Source organism: Rhodococcus chondri, from assembly GCF_036327435.1.
GTDB classification, from domain to species: Bacteria; Actinomycetota; Actinomycetes; order Mycobacteriales; family Mycobacteriaceae; genus Rhodococcus; species Rhodococcus chondri.
On sequence record NZ_JAUZMZ010000004.1, the window covers coordinates 1 to 17,097 of the forward strand.

The 17,097-nt window shown below is 65.4% G+C and carries 17 protein-coding genes and 1 tRNA gene; 7 read left to right on the plus strand and 11 right to left on the minus strand.

What is annotated here, in order from left to right; translation table 11 throughout:
* Positions 1-214 (minus strand): RidA family protein (locus Q8814_RS01360; protein ID WP_330150202.1); only part of this gene is annotated, 214 nt, incomplete at its 3' end.
* 4 nt (positions 215-218) lie between these two features.
* Positions 219-383, minus strand: a complete 165-nt coding sequence (locus Q8814_RS01365) for a hypothetical protein (RefSeq protein WP_330150203.1) — start codon at positions 381-383, stop codon at positions 219-221.
* 47 nt (positions 384-430) lie between these two features.
* Here Q8814_RS01365 and Q8814_RS01370 point away from each other — a divergent pair, with 47 nt between their 5' ends.
* A complete protein-coding gene (locus Q8814_RS01370; RefSeq protein WP_330150204.1) occupies positions 431-1,450 on the plus strand; it encodes an ArsA-related P-loop ATPase in 1,020 nt (339 codons plus the stop codon).
* Complete coding sequence (locus tag Q8814_RS01375; protein ID WP_330150205.1) at positions 1,447-2,586, plus strand: ArsA family ATPase; 1,140 nt, start codon at positions 1,447-1,449, stop codon at positions 2,584-2,586. Before Q8814_RS01370 ends, Q8814_RS01375 begins: the two co-directional genes overlap by 4 nt.
* Before the next feature lie 30 nt (positions 2,587-2,616).
* Here the strand turns inward: Q8814_RS01375 and Q8814_RS01380 are convergent, their stop codons facing one another.
* Positions 2,617-2,940, minus strand: coding sequence for a WhiB family transcriptional regulator (locus Q8814_RS01380; protein ID WP_330150206.1), 324 nt, complete (start codon positions 2,938-2,940; stop codon positions 2,617-2,619).
* Positions 2,941-3,217: 277 nt separating this feature from the next.
* Here Q8814_RS01380 and Q8814_RS01385 point away from each other — a divergent pair, with 277 nt between their 5' ends.
* Positions 3,218-5,665: a penicillin-binding protein gene (locus Q8814_RS01385; RefSeq protein ID WP_330150260.1), complete on the plus strand. Its 2,448-nt coding sequence runs from the start codon at positions 3,218-3,220 to the stop codon at positions 5,663-5,665.
* Positions 5,666-5,677: 12 nt separating this feature from the next.
* Here the strand turns inward: Q8814_RS01385 and Q8814_RS01390 are convergent, their stop codons facing one another.
* The gene (locus tag Q8814_RS01390) at positions 5,678-6,154 is read right to left on the minus strand and encodes a GatB/YqeY domain-containing protein (RefSeq protein ID WP_330150207.1); all 477 of its coding nucleotides are present in this window, start codon (positions 6,152-6,154) and stop codon (positions 5,678-5,680) included.
* Between the two features lie 66 nt (positions 6,155-6,220).
* Between Q8814_RS01390 and Q8814_RS01395 the strand changes: the two genes are divergently transcribed.
* The 4 genes from Q8814_RS01395 (at position 6,221) to Q8814_RS01410 (ending at position 8,770) form a co-directional block, all read left to right on the plus strand.
* Complete coding sequence (locus Q8814_RS01395) at positions 6,221-7,174, plus strand: metallophosphoesterase (protein WP_330150208.1); 954 nt, start codon at positions 6,221-6,223, stop codon at positions 7,172-7,174.
* Positions 7,175-7,228: 54 nt separating this feature from the next.
* Positions 7,229-7,302, plus strand: a tRNA-Pro gene (locus tag Q8814_RS01400).
* Positions 7,303-7,457: 155 nt separating this feature from the next.
* Positions 7,458-8,246 carry a nuclear transport factor 2 family protein gene (locus Q8814_RS01405; protein ID WP_330150209.1) on the plus strand — a complete coding sequence of 263 codons (789 nt, stop codon included), beginning with the start codon at positions 7,458-7,460 and terminating at the stop codon, positions 8,244-8,246.
* A 68-nt stretch (positions 8,247-8,314) separates the two neighbouring features.
* Positions 8,315-8,770: a tellurite resistance TerB family protein gene (locus tag Q8814_RS01410; RefSeq protein WP_330150210.1), complete on the plus strand. Its 456-nt coding sequence runs from the start codon at positions 8,315-8,317 to the stop codon at positions 8,768-8,770.
* Between the two features lie 80 nt (positions 8,771-8,850).
* Here the strand turns inward: Q8814_RS01410 and Q8814_RS01415 are convergent, their stop codons facing one another.
* From Q8814_RS01415 to Q8814_RS01445, 7 genes are all read right to left on the minus strand, one after another.
* Complete coding sequence (locus Q8814_RS01415; RefSeq protein WP_330150211.1) at positions 8,851-10,596, minus strand: cholesterol oxidase substrate-binding domain-containing protein; 1,746 nt, start codon at positions 10,594-10,596, stop codon at positions 8,851-8,853.
* Between the two features lie 88 nt (positions 10,597-10,684).
* The gene (locus Q8814_RS01420; protein ID WP_330150212.1) at positions 10,685-11,494 is read right to left on the minus strand and encodes a metal-dependent hydrolase; all 810 of its coding nucleotides are present in this window, start codon (positions 11,492-11,494) and stop codon (positions 10,685-10,687) included.
* A 195-nt stretch (positions 11,495-11,689) separates the two neighbouring features.
* The gene (locus Q8814_RS01425) at positions 11,690-12,163 is read right to left on the minus strand and encodes a Dps family protein (protein WP_330150213.1); all 474 of its coding nucleotides are present in this window, start codon (positions 12,161-12,163) and stop codon (positions 11,690-11,692) included.
* Between the two features lie 153 nt (positions 12,164-12,316).
* Positions 12,317-13,774 (minus strand): catalase, encoded by a 1,458-nt coding sequence (locus tag Q8814_RS01430; protein WP_330150214.1) that lies wholly within the window; start codon positions 13,772-13,774, stop codon positions 12,317-12,319.
* A 91-nt stretch (positions 13,775-13,865) separates the two neighbouring features.
* Positions 13,866-14,309: a Fur family transcriptional regulator gene (locus Q8814_RS01435; RefSeq protein ID WP_330150215.1), complete on the minus strand. Its 444-nt coding sequence runs from the start codon at positions 14,307-14,309 to the stop codon at positions 13,866-13,868.
* Between the two features lie 104 nt (positions 14,310-14,413).
* Entirely contained in the window at positions 14,414-15,352 is a 939-nt protein-coding gene (locus tag Q8814_RS01440; RefSeq protein ID WP_330150216.1) for an MFS transporter, read from the minus strand.
* 235 nt (positions 15,353-15,587) lie between these two features.
* Positions 15,588-17,045 carry a catalase gene (locus Q8814_RS01445; protein WP_330150217.1) on the minus strand — a complete coding sequence of 486 codons (1,458 nt, stop codon included), beginning with the start codon at positions 17,043-17,045 and terminating at the stop codon, positions 15,588-15,590.
* Between the last annotated feature and the right edge of the window lie 52 nt (positions 17,046-17,097).

Genomic DNA, 17,097 nt, shown 5'->3' on the forward strand with positions numbered 1-17,097 from the left:
CGATCCGCGCTGCGTTTTTCGCCTCGTCGGCAGAGACTGCGTCGCCGACCTTGCCGGTGCAGGTCAGGGCGCCGTCGACCATCGGCAGTTGACCGGACGTGTAGACGAAGCCCTGGCTGCGCACGGCCGGCACGTAGGCGGCGACGGGCTTGACGACCGGGGGCAACGTTATACCGAGCTCGGCGAGCCGAGCGGTCCAGGTTTGCTCGGCCACGGCCTCAGCCCTTCGGACGCTTGAGGTAGGCGACGTGCTGCTCGCCGGTCGGGCCCTGGAGAACAGTGACGAGCTCCCAGCCGTCGCTGCCCCAGGTGTCGAGGATCTGCTTGGTCGCGTGCGTGAGCAGGGGCACGGTTGCGTACTCCCACGTTGTCGATTCACTCATGTCCTGACCCTATCCGCCGCCCATAGTGCTCGACGACTTATAGGCTCGTGCTCGTGGCAACGCAGACAACTCACTCCGGATCGTGGCCGGCGAAGTCGGCTCAGGCACGCCTGCACTTCGTCTCGGGTAAGGGCGGCACCGGAAAGTCCACCGTCGCGGCAGCGCTCGCACTCGCACTCGCCGCCGGGGGACGGAAGGTGCTACTCGTCGAAACCGAGGGGCGGCAGGGCATCGCGCAACTCTTCGACGTCCCACCGTTGCCACCGGTCGAGACGAAGATCGCGGGCACCGAGGGCGGCGGGACGGTCATGGCGCTCGCGATCGACATCGAAGCGGCGTTCCTCGAGTACCTCGACATGTTCTACAACCTGGGTTTCGCTGGCCGGGCCATGCGCCGGATCGGTGCGATCGAATTCGCCACCACACTCGCGCCCGGTCTGCGCGATGTGATCCTCACCGGGAAGATCAAGGAAACCGTGGTGCGTACCGACCGCACCGGTCGCCACCTCTACGACGCGGTCGTCGTCGACTCACCGCCGACGGGCCGGATCGGCAGTTTCCTCGATGTCACGAAAGCGATGGCCGACCTGGCCAAGTCGGGCCCCATCCGGTCGCAGAGCGAAGGTGTCGTGCGGCTGCTGCACTCCGACGAGACGGTGATCCATCTGGTGACGCTGCTCGAGGCCTTGCCGGTGCAAGAAACCTCGGACGCGGTCGACGAACTGATGGCCGCAGATCTGCGTCTGGGCACGGTGATCGTCAACCGCACCGCGCCCGAACATCTTCCCGAGGACCTCGTCGACGACGTCGCCGCCGGCCGCATCGCCGGAGAATCGATCCGCGCGGCGTTCGCCCGGGCCGGGGTGAAACTGTCCGACGAGGATTTCGCCGGTCTGCTCACCGAAACCATCGAGCATGCCGCGACCCTGCAGGCGCAGCAGGTAAGCGCCGCTCAACTCGACGATGTGAAGGTGGCCCGCATGTCCCTACCCGCATTGGCAGACGGCGTCGATCTCGGTGGGCTCTACGAGCTCGCCGAGGTACTGGCCGAGCAGGGCGTCCGATGAGCGAGTGGGCGGCGCGAACCGCGCCGGCGCTGGACGTGTCGAAGATCCTCGCCGACCCCACCACGCGGGTCATCGTGTGCTGTGGCTCCGGTGGGGTGGGCAAGACGACCACAGCCGCCGCGCTGGCGTTGCGAGCGGCGGAGCGCGGACGCAAGGTCGTGGTGCTCACCATCGACCCGGCGCGCCGCCTCGCCCAGGCGCTCGGGGTGCAGACGCTCGACAACAGCCCGCAGCGGGTGTCCCTCGAGACGGAGGGCAGCGGCGAGCTTTACGCCATGATGCTGAACATGCGTCGTACCTTCGACGACATGGTGCTCGAGCACTCGGCTCCGGACAAGGCTCAGCAGATCCTCGACAATCCCTTCTATCAAACGGTGGCGTCGTCGTTTTCAGGCACGCAGGAATACATGGCGATGGAAAAGCTCGGTCAGCTCGCGTCGAGCAACGAGTGGGATCTCATCGTTGTGGACACCCCGCCGTCACGTAATGCCTTGGATTTCCTCGACGCCCCGCAGCGGCTCGGCGCCTTCCTCGACGGGCGGATGATCCGGATCTTCACGGCACCCGGACGCGGGCTCGGCCGTCTCGTGACGGGCGCGATGGGATTGGCTCTCAAGGCCGTCTCGACCATCGTGGGAAGCCAGATGCTGTCCGATGCGTCGGCGTTCGTGCAGTCGCTGGATTCGATGTTCGGTGGGTTCCGGGAGCGCGCGAACCGCACCTATCAGCTTCTGCAGCAGCCCGGTACAAATTTCATGGTGGTGGCGTCGGCCGAACCGGATGCATTGCGGGAGGCGTCGTTCTTCGTCGAACGGCTCAGCGAGGACCGCATGCCGCTCGCGGGGCTCGTGCTGAACCGGACGCATCCGACCCTGTCGTCGTTACCCGCCGATCATGCCCTGACTGCGGCCGACCTGCTCGCAGAGGAAGGGGGCGAGGATGCGGCGGCCGCCGAAGCGGTGCTGCGCATCCATGCGCATCGGGCGGTCACGGCCAAACGGGAACTGCGTTTGTTGCGCGGGTTCACGGCGGCGAACCCTCGTGTTCCCGTCGTCGGCGTTCCGTCGCTGCCGTTCGAGGTGTCCGACCTCGAAGCGCTGCGAGCGGTCGGGGACCAATTGACCCGCGAGGCGTGAGGCCCGCGGGTCAGGTAGCCGATCGCCCGATCACACGGCGTTCTGGTGCTGACGCTGGGCTTCGAAGAAGTCCGCCCAGGAATCGACCTCGGGATGCTGCTTGAGGAGCGCACGACGCTGACGTTCCGTCATGCCGCCCCACACACCGAACTCGACACGGTTGTCGAGAGCATCTGCACCGCACTGCAGCATCACCGGGCAATGCCGGCAGATGACCGCAGCTTTTCGCTGCGCTGCACCACGTACGAACAGTTCGTCGGGATCTACTTCTCGGCATCGCGCCTGCGTCACCCAAGCGATGCGTGCTTCTGCTTCGTCAACGTGGAGTCGGGCCGTCGGGGTGGTCATGTGCATTCAAGTGCCCCTTTACTCTCCGAACGCCGGTTCACGGAGTTCCGAAAATCGTGCCGACCTCGCCTAGCACGGGCGGGAGGTGCGACTTCCCAATCAAGGTGTTACCTGCATCACACTGCTGTCTCAATCTAGGTAAACAGATGCCCCGGCGCAAGGCGAGATAAACCTTTTCTGGTACGCCCGTGCATAGCCCCATGTCGCGCGCCTCTTCCGCGCCCTGGAATCGGCCGCACGGGGCAACGGGACGTACTGTGTACTCGTGTCGATCCAAGGAACGGTGGCGAAGCTCGCAGGTTGCACGGCCCTCGGCGGCGTTCTGCTGGCGGGGATGCTCTTCCCCGCGGCAGGCGGATTCGGATATGTCTCGAACCGTGCCGCCGACACGGTGGACAACAGTTCCGCCGAGTTGGTGGAGGGTGTGGTCCCCGCGGTCACCACGATGGTCGATACCGCAGGCAACCCGATCGCATGGCTGTACGACCAACGCCGCTTCGAGGTTCCGAGCGATCAGATCTCCAACGAGATGAAGCTCGCCATCGTCTCGATCGAAGACAAGCGGTTCCCCGAACACCAGGGCGTCGACTGGCAGGGCACGATCCGCGCGTTCCTCACCAACACCACCAGCGGTCAGGTCGAGCAGGGCGCGTCCACCATCGACCAGCAGTACGTGAAGAACTACCTGCTGCACGTCGTCGCGAAGACCGACGCCGAGCGTCGCGCCGCCATCGAGACGACACCGGCCCGCAAGATCCGCGAGATCCGGATGGCGCTGACCCTCGACGAGAAGCTCACCAAGGACGAGATCCTCACCCGGTATCTGAACCTGGTGCCGTTCGGCAACGGCTCGTTCGGCATCCAGGACGCCGCCCAGACCTACTTCGGCATCGATGCGAAGGATCTGAACATCCCGCAGTCGGCGATGCTCGCCGGCATGGTGCAGTCCAGTTCTGCGCTCAACCCCTACACGAACCCGGACGGCGTGACCGCCCGCCGCAACGTCGTACTCGACACGATGATCGACAACATCCCGGAACGGGCAGCCGAGATCCGCACGGCCAAGGAACAGCCCCTCGGCGTGTTACCGGAACCGAACACTCTCCCGCGAGGCTGTATTTCCGCCGGTGACCGCGGCTTCTTCTGCGAATACGCCCTGCAATACCTGGAAAGCGCAGGCATCTCCCGCGAGCAGATCGACAAGGGCGGGTACCTGATCAAGACCACCCTCGACCCCGAAGTGCAGGCGTCGGTCAAGTCGTCCCTGGACAAGTTCACCAGTCCGACCGTCGACGATGTGGCGACCGTGATGAACGTCGTCGAGCCCGGCCAGGATTCGCACCGCGTCCTCGCCATGGGCTCGAGCCGCACCTACGGCCTCAACGGTGACGCCGAGGAGACCGTACAGCCGCAGCCCTACTCGCTGACCGGACACGGCGCCGGATCCGTTTTCAAGATCTTCACTGTCGCCGCGGCCATGGAGAAGGGCCTCGGCACGAGCGCGGTCGTCGACGTACCGGCCCGGTACAACGCACGTGGCCTGGGCGACGGTGGCGCGCGCGGATGTCCTCCCAACTACTACTGCGTCGAGAACGCCGCGCCGTACCCGCAGTCGCTGTCGGTGACCGATGCGCTGGCCCAGTCCCCGAACACCGCGTTCGTGAAGTTGATCGAGGCCACGGGCGTCGATTCGGTCGTCGATATCTCCGTCCGGTTGGGGCTGCGCTCGTACCTTCAGCCCAACACTTCCGGGTTCGGTGAGCAGTCGATGGCCGACATGCAGAAAGACCAGCATCTCGGCTCCTACACGCTCGGCCCGACGTGGATCAATCCCCTCGAACTGTCGAATGTCGCGGCGACCCTCGCCTCGCACGGCAAGTGGTGCCCCCCGACTCCGATCGACAGTGTGGTCGACCGGGAGGGCAAGCCCGTGCCGATCACGCAGCAGGCGTGCGAGCAGGTCGTCGAACCGGGCCTGGCCGACACTCTCGCCACCGCCCTCAGTAAGGACACCTCCGCCGGAGGTACTGCGTCGGGCGCGGCCGGCCAGGTGGGCTGGAACCTTCCGGTTGCTGCCAAGACGGGCACCACCGAGTCGCACATGTCGTCGGCGTTCCTCGGTTTCACGAACCGCTACGCCGGCGCCGTGTACACCTACGGCGACTCCCCCACACCCGGCCAGATCTGCGCGAATCCGGTGCGCCCCTGCGGCGACGGCAACCTGTTCGGCGGCACTGCACCCGCACTCACGTGGTTCAGCGCGATGCTGCCCGTCGCCACCAAGTTCGGTTCGTTGGAACTTCCGCCGGCCGATCCTCGCTACGTGCGCGGCGCCGGTAACGCCCAGGTTCCCGACGTCACCGGACTCTCCCGCGACCGGGCCGTGCAGCGACTGCGGGATGCGGGTTTCTCGACCTCCGAGGCCACGGTCAAGGCCGAGGATCGCGCCGGTACCGTCACCGGCAGCTCACCTGCGGGGTCCGCGGTGCCCGGTTCGACCGTGACCATCTTCGTCAGCGACGGTTCGGTCCGGAAGGCTCCCACGACCAGCGCTACCCCGGCGCGGCCGAGCGGTAGCGAGGTACCGGACACGACCGTGCCGTCTGCTCCGGCACCGTTGCCCGGGCGCCAGCCGTCGCAGACGGAGTCCGCGCCGCCGCCGGAATCCGAGTCCGAATCCGAGTCCGAGAGCAGCCCGGCGACAATGACTCCCGAGCGTCCCGACAACTGACCTGCGCTCGGACTACAGACGCGATCGCACCGCCGCGGAAATCCGCTTGCCGTCGGCTTTCCCGGCAGCGATCGCTGTCGCGACCTTCATGACCTGCCCCATGTTCTTGGGACCGGGACGTTCACCGAGCTCGTCGGCGACGCGACCGAGGGCCGTGTCCACCACGTCGACCAGTTCGGCGTCGGTGAGCGGGGTCGGAAGGTATTCGTCGATGATCCGCGCCTCGGCGCGTTCCTTCGCCGCGAGTTCACCTCGACCGTTCTCGGTGTAGATCTCGGCCGCCTCGCCGCGCTTCTTGGACTCGCGCGCCAACACCGTGACGATGTCCTCATCGGTGAGTTCACGAGCCTGCTTACCGGAGACTTCCTCGGTCTGGATGGCGGCGAGCAGCATGCGCAGCGTCGAAGTGCGCAGTGGATCCTTGCTTTTCATCGCCGCCGTCAAGTCGGTTCGCAACGTGGCCTTGAGGGATCCCGTGGTGTCCGTCATGCCCGAAACGCTACGCGGCGACGACGAACCCCGTGCACGGACCAGCCGCAGCGGTACCCTGGAACGGTGCCTGACCTTTCTGCTCTCGGACGTACCGCTGTCGGTGCTGCAGGGGCTGCGGCCCTCGGCCTCGGTTACGCCACACTGATCGAACGCAACGCCTTCACTGTCCGCGAGGTGACGGTCCCCGTCCTCGCTCCGGGGGCGTCGACCCTGCGGGTGCTCCACATCAGCGACCTCCACATGACGCCCAACCAGCGACTCAAGCAGAACTGGTTGCGCGAACTGGACAGCCTCGAACCCGATCTCGTCGTCAACACCGGCGACAATCTGGCGCATCCGAAGGCGGTACCCGCCGTCGTCCAGAGCCTCGGCGGCCTGCTGGCCCGTCCTGGTCTGTTCGTATTCGGCAGCAACGACTACTTCGCTCCGGTGCTGAAAAACCCACTGGCGTACTTCGACAGGGACCACGATCGCGTGTACGGCCCACCCCTGCCATGGGGTGATCTGCGGGCCGCCTTCAACGAGCGCGGCTGGCAGGACATGACGCACGTGCGTCGCGACATCGAGGTCGGTGGTGTCCGCATCGCCGTCGGCGGTGTCGACGATCCGCACCTCGAACGCGACCGCTACGAAACGATCGCCGGGACCACCGATCCATCGGCCGACCTTCGCCTCGGGCTCACCCATTCCCCCGAGCCTCGGGTGCTCGACCGGTTCGCCGAGGACGGCTACGACCTCGTATTCGCCGGCCACACGCACGGGGGACAATTGTGTCTGCCGTTCTACGGCGCGCTGGTGACCAACAGTGGAATCGACCGGTCGCGGGTGAAGGGCCCGTCGCGGTGGGGCGCCCACATGCGACTGCACGTGTCGGCGGGAATCGGCACGTCGCCGTTCGCTCCGGCTCGCTTCTTCTGCCGTCCGGAAGCGACGTTGCTGACCTTGGTTCCCGCTCCGCGCGACGAGATCCGCCGCGCTGCGGGCAGCGCCGCCCAGAGTGCCGGATCTTCCCGCTGACCAGCCGATTTAACCTTCGAGCAAGTCGTGCTGTAAGCTAACCGAGGTTCATCACGGGGTGTGGCGCAGCTTGGTAGCGCGCTTCGTTCGGGACGAAGAGGTCGTGGGTTCGAATCCCGCCACCCCGACTCGTGGAACGAGTAGACAGGGCATCTTTTCCTCACGGAGAAGGTGCCCTGTCGCTGTTCGCGGATAAACATCTCGATCCGGTGATGAGTTCGGGTCCCGGGGTGGGTCGGTACTGGAACCACACCCTGCAGGACCATCCCGGAAGGATCCGGTCATGTTTGCAGCCAGTCCCGCTTTCAGCGGTTTTGCCGTGGACGACATCCCCGCGGCATCGAAGTTCTACGGCGACGTTCTCGGCGTGCCGCTCCCGGAGAAGGACGGAATGCTCCATCTCCACTTGGGCGGAGGCCGCGACGTTCTCGTCTATCCCAAGCCCGACCACGCACCCGCCACTTACACGATTCTCAATTTCCCGGTTGACGACATCGGGCGCGCTGTCGACGAACTGGCTTCGCGCGGCGTGCGATTCGCACAGTACGGCGACTCGGACGAGCGCGGGATCTTTCGCGGCGAGGGCCCGCTGATCGCGTGGTTCCGCGATCCTGCGGGGAACATTCTGTCTGTCCTCGAGGCAGAATCCGGGTCCGCGGAGCCTGTGGTCCGGGCCGTGATCGACGAGTACGTCGCCGCGCGCAATACCAAGGACGTCGACCGGCTCTGCGCGTGCTACGCCCAGGGCACAGCACTGTTCGACCTCGCCCCGCCACTGCGGAAGACCGGTCCCGACGCACAGATGTGGGAGCAATGGTTCTCCGGGTTCGACGGCCCGCTCGACTGCGAAATCCGGGATCTGACGGTGGAGACGGCAGGCGACCTCGCCTTCTGTCACGGACTGTCACGGCTGAGCGCTCGCACTCCCGAGGGAGAGACCTTCACGTTGTGGTTCCGCGTCACCTTCGGGTTGCGGCGCTTCGACGGCGACTGGCTGATCGTGCACGAGCATCAGTCCACGCCGTTCTACATGGACGGTTCGTTCCTGGCCGCCACGGACCTGACCGAGTAGGCGGCCGGCACGGACGCCGCCGATGGCAGAGTGGACGGTGCACACACCCGCCGACACGAAGGACAACGATGGCGTTCTGGGATCAGCTCAAGGCCAAGACCACCGAACTGAGCTCGCAGCTCAAGACCAAGACCGACCAGTTCCGGAACAAGGAATTCGCAAACGGCAGTATGGCCATGTGCGCTCTGATCGCGGCCGCGGACGGAAGCATCGACCCCAGCGAACGTCAGAAGACCGCCGCATTGATCATGAGCAACGACATCCTGGCGGTGTTCCCTCCGGATGAGCTCCGGCAGAAGTTCGATTGGTACTGCAGCAAGCTCGAGTCCGATTTCGACTTCGGCAAGGTCGAGGCCACCGCCACGATCGGCAAGCTGAAGGCCAAGCCCGAGCTGGCACGCGCGGTGATCCAGATCGGCATCATCATCGGTGGCGCCGACGGTTTCTTCGACGATCACGAGAAGGCAGCCGTGCGCAGCGCGTGCCATGCGGTGGGGATCAGCCCCGCCGAGTTCGATCTCTGACCGAGTCGTAAAACGAAGCGGGAGCCGCGAATCGAGATGAGTTCGCGGCTCCGGCTTCGTCAGCGGTTGTCCGGCAACTCTCAGAGGAGCCGGTCGAGGAAGCTGTTGCCGAAGATCCGATGCGGATCGAGACGATCGAAGGCTTCGACGGCCGCATCCCACCCCTCGGCGTCGGGAATTCCGGTCCGGTACATCGCCGGAACGGTCTCCTCGAGGAACCGCGGATTGCGGTACCCGCCTTCGTCGTCGAAGGCCCACCCCTTGGACCACTCGGAGCGGAAGGTGCCGTAGTCGCCCGAGAAGTTCGCCGCCATCCACTGTTCCATTTCCGCGAAGAAGGCAGAGAGGCCGGCCGTTCCGGGGATGGAAACGACGTTCATCCAGACGGCGGTATCCCAATCGGGTCGGTCCGGGCGCGGTCGCACGGGCGACAGGTTCGGGGAGCCGGCCGAGTCGACAAGCACCTCGGCGTCGTTGTCGACACTGCACAGCCGCACTTCGAACGGCCCGTTGACCGGATACAAACCGCGCGAGGCGTAGTCGCTCATGCGCTCGTTCAGCCACGTCGTGAACTCGTGGATGACCCTGGCGATGTTCTCGCGCTTCGTGACGACGACGCCACCGCCCGCGATCACCCGCAGGGTGGTGGCCCGCAGATAGAACAGGAGATCTTTCGACCACCCCCACAGGTCGGTGGTGGCGGTCGCCACGAGGCCGGCCGATACCGCGCCGAGCTGTGAGGCACCGAAGGCGGGGGTGATCGCCTGGGAACCGCTGACCACCTGCCCCAGCGGGGTGGTGACGAGCTCGGGGATGCTGTCGGAGAAGAAGTAGTTGTAGGGCCCGTACACCTCGCGCGAGGCGGGAGGCTTCTCGGGGCTGACCGACCAGATCTTGAGCCACGGTGTTTCGGTGAAGGGAAACCAGATGGCTTCGACGCGGCCGGATTCCTCGACGAACCGTTCGAACGTGCGGCCGTCTGCGCCGGGTGCGGCGAACAGTTCACGCCAGTCGATATCGGTGAAGCTCTGGCACCGCAGTCGGTAGTTTGCACCTGCCTGCAATGTCACCGACGTGATGAAACAGCGGCCGAGGTGGGTGAGCAACGGCGTGATGGCGGGATCGGAGCGGTCGAACTCGCGCAGTTCGTAAGCGCCTGCGCCGTCGTTCCACACGACGGCGGTCATCGCGACGACGAGGTTCGACAGCGAGCCGAAGGACTGACCGGGAACCGCCGACTCCCCTGCTGCGGGATAGGTGGCACCGTGCGCGCCGATGGACAACGCACCGGCGATGCTGATGTCGCCGATGGCGGGTGCATTCGCCCAGCCGAGCCCTTCCCGCTGCAGCGCGACGAGGATGGCTTCGATGCTTGCGCCGGCGCCCGCAGTGACCGTGGCGGGCCTCCCCGCCGGGTCGACCACCACCGAGTTCAGATGAGCCATCGTGTCTATGAGCAGCATCTTGTCGACACTTTCGCCGGGCACGACGGTGAGCGGACTCCAACTGTGCATGGTGCCGCGGGGCCGGACGCGGTAGCCGTGGGCGTGCGCCCAGTTGGTGAGGCGGACGACGTCGTGTGCGTCCCGCGCAGTCGCGGTCCACACGGCGTCGAACCGTACCGTTTTCGCCCAGTTCTCGAAGCGCTGCTGCGACAGCGGGATGTCGGCCGGGAACTCGGGTGGCACCGGGATGGTTGCCCGCGGATCGCCGAGGGGAATCGCCCCGGCGGGGGTCCACCCCACTCCCGCGATCGCGGCGGCGCCGGCCGCTGCTCCGAGGAAGCCACGGCGGCTGAGGGCAGCATCTCGGGTGGGGTCGCTCACGGGGACGAGCTCCGATCTGTCGGGACACAGGAATCAGAGCAAAAATAGAACATGTTCCCATTCGAAGCCAGTGGCTTCGAAAATCCGATCAGAATGCGAGACCCGACGCTTCGAGAGCCCCGATGATGTATTCGGGGGCGCCATCGATCGACCACACCGCAAATCCGGCAGTTGCCAGGGTCAATCCCGGGCCGAGAATGCCCACTTCGAACGCGCCGCCGGCACGGATCGCGAGCAGTTTCGGAAGCTTGAACTCCCACCAGCGTTCGCCGCGCCACGGCACGAACGGCGCGAGGAAGGGAATTCCCTCCTTGGTGATGGCGTCGCCGACGCAGTGCGTCACGCAGCCGAGCGTGACCGCGACACCGAGCCCGGTCGAGCCGACGTCTCCAGGGAACCAGGTCCAGGTCAGGTAGGAGAGGACCGCGGCGGCCGCGGTGACCGCGAACCAGCCGTTGCTCTTCGCCCACTTTCCGAACAATCCCCGCAGGGCCAGCCCGAGGGTGACGAACAGAACCGCGATGATGGCCTCACGGCCGAAGCGCACGACGAGGGCGGATACGCCCGCTCCGAGCAGCGCCGCGAACAGGGCGGTGTGGGTGAGTGTGCGGTGCCCGCCACGGCGCTTGCGGTCGCGCCGGCCCTTGGTGATCGAGTAATAGCCGAGCGACACCTTGTCGACCCCGCGGGCAAATCCTTGACTGAGCGGACCGAACGACCGCGCGACCGTGGACTGCGCGGTGTCGAGATCGGGAAGCAGTGCCGCTCCCGAGCACACTGCCGCGAACGCGAAGGTTTCCGCCGTGGATGTCGGCCCACCCCAGTCTCGCGGCAGCACATCGGCCACGAGCAGGCCGACGAGCGCCCCGGATATTGCGTGGGTGGGACCCATTACCATGTCGTGCAACACCTTTCGTTCGGGTGGCGATCGACGCACCCGGCATGGGAGCGCCGGGAGGCGGACTTCCAACCTAGCAACCACATCCGACACACCTGTCACACGGATGTTCGATTACCTGTCACCCGCCGACGGCAAGCACACGAAGGGCCGCCCACCAGGTCGGTGAGCGGCCCTCGGCAGCGATCCTCACAGTCAGGCGAGCTGCGCCTGCCACATCCAGTGCAGCTGCTCGAGTCGCGCCGTCTGCCCGATGAGCAGATCCTGCGTGACCGGATCGGCGTCGCCGGTCAGCTCGATGCGCTCGCGCATCCGGCCGATGACGGTGGTGAGGTTTCCGGTGATCGACGCGACGACTTCTGCGCCCTTGGTCCAGCCTCCACCGAAGCCCTTGGTGCCCGCATCGCGCGACACGGTGGCCGCGCGGCCATCGGGGCTGACACCGATTGCGGTGAGGCGCTCGGCGGCCTCGTCGGAGAAGTCACGTGCAACGGTGACCAGTTCGTCGAGGTCCAGATGGAGGTTGCGGAACTGCGGGCCCACGACGTTCCAGTGGGCCTGCTTACCTATCAAGGAGAGGTCGATCAGGTCGACGAGAGCGCCCTGCAGGGACTCGCCGGCGACCTTCTGCTTCTCCGGGGACAATGTGCTGGTGATGGGACTGTTCATCTCGGCACTCCTTTCGAATATGCGACAAATGGCGACGATGACGGATGATGGAGGAAGATTCGGACAATGGAAGGACGCTCGACGTGTTGGACACCGGTTCTTTGCTCGTGCTCGCGCTCGCCGCAGTGATCTACTGGTGGGGTCTGCTGTAGGTCAGACCCCTGCGCGCACGCCCTCCTCGACCTTCTTCGCGAGTTCGGCGTCGATGCTGCGCCAATACTCGAAGATGCGCTCGTAGAGTGACTCCGACGTACCGCCCAGAACGTGGCCGACGATGTTGTTCACCAGCCGTTCCCGCTGCGCATCGTCCATGACCTCGCGGACGAGCGTCCCGGCCTGACCGAAATCGTCGTCCTCGGGATGACGGATGTATCCGGCACGCACCGCTTCGGCGCCGAAGGTCCACAGTCCGTCGTCCCCGGCACGCTCCGCATCGGCGTGCGGACCACCGAAGCTGTTGGGCGCGTATACGGGAGTACCGGGATCGTTGAACGAGTACGCCATGTTCCCGTCCTGCGAGTACGAGTCCACCCGACTCCTCGGCGCGTTGACCGGCAGCTGCGCGTGATTGGCACCGATGCGGTAGCGGTGCGCGTCCGCATAGGAGAACACGCGGCCGAGCAACATCTTGTCGGGCGAGTATCCGATGCCGGGCACGATGTTGGACGGCGCGAACGCAGCCTGCTCGATTTCTGCAAAGAAGTTGCGCGGGTTGCGGTTCAGGGTCATGGTGCCGACCTTGATCAGCGGGTAGTCCTTCTGCGACCACACCTTGGTGAGGTCGAACGGGTTGAACCGGTACCCGTCGGCCTCGGCCACCGGCATGATCTGCACGTGCAGGGTCCAGCTCGGGAACTCGTCCCGTTCGATCGCCTGATACAGATCGGCGCGATGAAGATCGGGGTCGGTGCCGGCAAGCACCTCGGCTTCGGCGGCCGTGAGGAATTCGATGCCCTGGTCCGTCTTGAAGTGGTACTTGATCCAGAACCGTTCACCGGCAGCGTTGATCCACTGATAGGTGTGCGAGCCGAAGCCGTCCATGTGCCGCCACGTGCGCGGCAGCCCGCGGTCGCCCATCAGCCATGTCACCTGATGAGCCGTTTCGGGTCGAAGCGTCCAGAAGTCCCACTGCATGGTGTGGTCACGCAGGCCGGAGGCCGGAAGCCGCTTCTGCGAGTGGATGAAGTCGGGGAACTTGATCGGGTCCTTGATGAAGAACACCGGCGTGTTGTTGCCGACGAGGTCGTAGTTGCCGTCCTCGGTATAGAACTTCAGAGCGAACCCACGCGGGTCGCGCCAGGTGTCGGGGCTGCCCTGCTCCCCGGCGACCGTCGAAAAGCGGGCTACCATCTCGGTTTTCGTACCCCGCTGGAAGAGCTTCGCCTTCGTGTACGCAGAGACGTCCTCGGTGACGACGAGCTCACCGAACGCCCCACTGCCCTTGGCATGCACAACCCGCTCCGGCACACGTTCCCGGTTGAAGTGGGCGAGCTTTTCCACGAGGTAATGGTCGTGCAGCAGAATCGGGCCCTGCGCGCCCGCGGTGAGCGAGTCGTCGTCGCTCGCGACAGGATTACCCACGTCGTCGGTAGTGAATCGGGTGTTCGTCATGTGACCTCCGAAGGCTGCTACCCGGCTGGGGGTACGCAGAATCGACACGGATCGCCTCATGCGATCTGTGCTGGTGAACGTTTACGGGGTGTTATCGAGGGGGGTTGTCGCGACAGTCGGGGCACAGACCCCAGAACGTCACCTCGGCCTCGTCGATGACGAAGCCACCGGATTCGGACGGAGTCAGGCACGGAGCGGCGCCGACGACGCAATCGACGTCTACGACGGTGCCGCAATGACGGCAGACGAGGTGATGGTGGTTGTCGCCGGTGCGGGTTTCGAACCGCGCCGGGGAACCGGCCGGCTCGATGCGGCGAAGCAGTCCGGCACCCACACATGCCTTCAGTACGTCGTATACAGCCTGTGTGGAGACGGATCCCAGCTCGCTGCGCACGTGTGCGGCGACCTCGTCGGCGTCCGAATGCGGATGGTCGGCAACCATATTGAGTACGGCAACGCGCGGAGCGGTCACCCGCAGGCCCACGGAGCGCAGTTGCTCCTTCGGGTCGAAGTGGTGCTCATCCGTTTGTTGCATGACACCCAGTATGCCCCTTTTCTGGAATTAGTCAAGAAAAGGGGCATACTGGGTGGAGGCCGCCACGCTCACAGCGGCTCCCCGACAAGCACAGGGCACGAAGCTCAGTCGGCGACCAGCACCGGGACGTCCCGCTCGACGCCCGCTGCAGGAGCCGCAACCTGGTCGATTCGTCGCGGCAGGCCGAAGACCACCAACGCCGCGAGCGCCTCCGCCGCCGCCGCAATCAGGAATGCCACCTGGAATCCCTGCGAGGTGTAGAACACGGCGCCCTGAGTCAGCTCGGCGGGGATCGGGGCAATGTGCGAGTTGTTCATCGCCGCGAAGGCGATGACCGGCAACACCGCCGACAGGATGGCCTGGAGGACACCGACGACGCCGGCGGTGCTCGCCAGCATCTGCGGCGGCACCGCTTCGATCAGCAGGTTCGGAATCGCCGCGTAGGACATACCCATTCCGGTTCCGAAGATGCCGGCGAACACGCCGATCAACAACTTCACGTCCGGCACGAACGCGACACCGGCCGCAGCGAACGCCATCAGGAGGGCACCCGTCACCATCAGCAGTCGCGGCCGAACTCCTCGGCTCACAAGCATGCCGACGACGATTCCGCCTACCACGAGCATGCCGCCGAGCGGTGCCTGGAACAGTGCAAACCCCTTCGCATCGACACCGAATCCGTAGCCGAGCCGGAGGACGATGGGCGTCATCGCCAGCATCGGCAGCAGCAGGGTGAACAGGCTGGTCGTGCCGTAGGCCAGACCGGCGCCGAGCGAGGTCAGGAAGACGGGACGCTGCCGGAGGAGCTCGGGATCCAGCAGCGGTTCCCGGATGTGGCGCGCCGAGAGCAGCCAGGCTCCGAGCAGGACCAGCCCGCCGACGAGGAACGCCAACGTCGAACCACTACCCCAGCCCCACGCGGGCCCGAAGCTGACCGCGATCAGGACGCCGGCGATGCCACTCGACAGAAGGAAGGCTCCCACCAGGTCGATGCTCGAGCGCAGGCGAACAGTGGACTCGGCCGTCGTCGTCGCGATCAGCACGCCGATCACGGCGAGGCCGACCGCCGAGAACCAGAAGACGCTCCGGAATCCGAAGTTGCATCACACTTCGAGGATCGCTGTGACGCCATACACAATTCCGGACAGCGGGAAACTCCTGGAAGAAATGCCGCATATCTGGACAGATCAACGCCCACCGGGCGTCGGTCACAGGTACTGGGTACGTGACACGACGCCCGGTGGGCGTTGACGCTGGGTTCCGCTCAGGAAGCTCGCACTAGACGGGCTGGTTCCCCTTCAGCGCGGCGATCGCCTTGGCGACTCCTTCGCCGTAGGCGGGGTCGCACTTGGTGCAATTGTCGATGTGGCGCTGCACGACGACTTCCTCCGCACCGTCGATCGCCCGCGCGGTGTTCTCGAACAGCACCTGCTTCTGTTCGTCGCTCATGTTGTTGAACAACACCCGCGGCTGGGAGAAGTAGTTGTCGTCGTCCTGGCGGAAGTTCCACCGGTCGGCGACGTCGCCCACCGACTGCTGCGGGTCGCGGTACTCGGCCTGCTCCTGCCAGGCTCCGTAGCTGTTGGGTTCGTAGTGCAACTTGCCACCGTGGTTGCCGTCGACGCGCATCGCACCGTCGCGGTGGAAATTGTTGACAGGGCCCCGTGCCGCATTGACCGGGATCTGGAAGTTGTTGACTCCCAACCGGTAGCGCTGGGCATCACCGTAGGAGAACAGACGGCCCTGCAGCATCTTGTCCGGGGAGAAGCTGATACCGGGCACAACATGGGCCGGGTTGAATGCGGCCTGCTCTACCTCGGCGAAGTAATTGTCGGGGTTGCGGTTGAGTTCCCATTCGCCGACCTCGATCAGCGGATAGTCGCCCTTCGGCCACACCTTCGTGAGGTCGAACGGGTGGTACGGCACCTTGGCGGCGTCGGACTCCGGCATGATCTGCACGCACAGTTTCCACTTCGGGAATTCACCGCGCTCGATCGCGTCGAACAGATCGCGCTGATGGCTCTCGCGATCCCCGCCCACCACCGCGGCAGCTTCCTCGTCGGTGAGGTTCTTGATGCCCTGCTGGCAGCGGTGATGGAACTTGACCCAGAAGCGGTCGCCCGCCTCGTTGATGAAGCTGAAGGTGTGCGACCCGAAACCGTGCATGTGCCGGTACGTCGCGGGGATACCGCGGTCGCTCATGACGATCGTGACCTGGTGCAGCGATTCCGGAAGGTTGGTCCAGAAATCCCAGTTGTTGTTGGGACTGCGCAGATTGGTGCGCGGATCACGCTTGACGGCGTGGTTGAGGTCGGGGAACTTCAACGGATCGCGGAAGAAGAAGACCGGCGTGTTGTTGCCGACGAGATCCCAGTTGCCCTCTTCGGTGTAGAACTTCGCGGCGAAACCACGGATGTCGCGCTCCGCGTCGGCGGCGCCACGCTCCCCGGCCACGGTGGAGAACCGAACGAACATGTCGGTCTTCTTGCCGACCTCGGAGAAGATCTTGGCCTTCGTGTACTGGGTGATGTCGTTGGTCACGGTGAACGTGCCGTACGCGCCGGAACCCTTGGCGTGCATTCGACGCTCCGGGATGACCTCACGATCGAAATGGGCGAGTTTCTCGAGGAACCAGACGTCCTGCAACAGTTGCGGCCCTCGGGGGCCGGCGGTGATCACGTTCTGGTTGTCGGGAACCGGCGCGCCTGCTGCGGTCGTCAACTTGTCCTGGCTCATTGTGGTCCCTTCGTGTGCGTCGTTCGCTCGAAGTCCGAATGCAGTGTTGGTC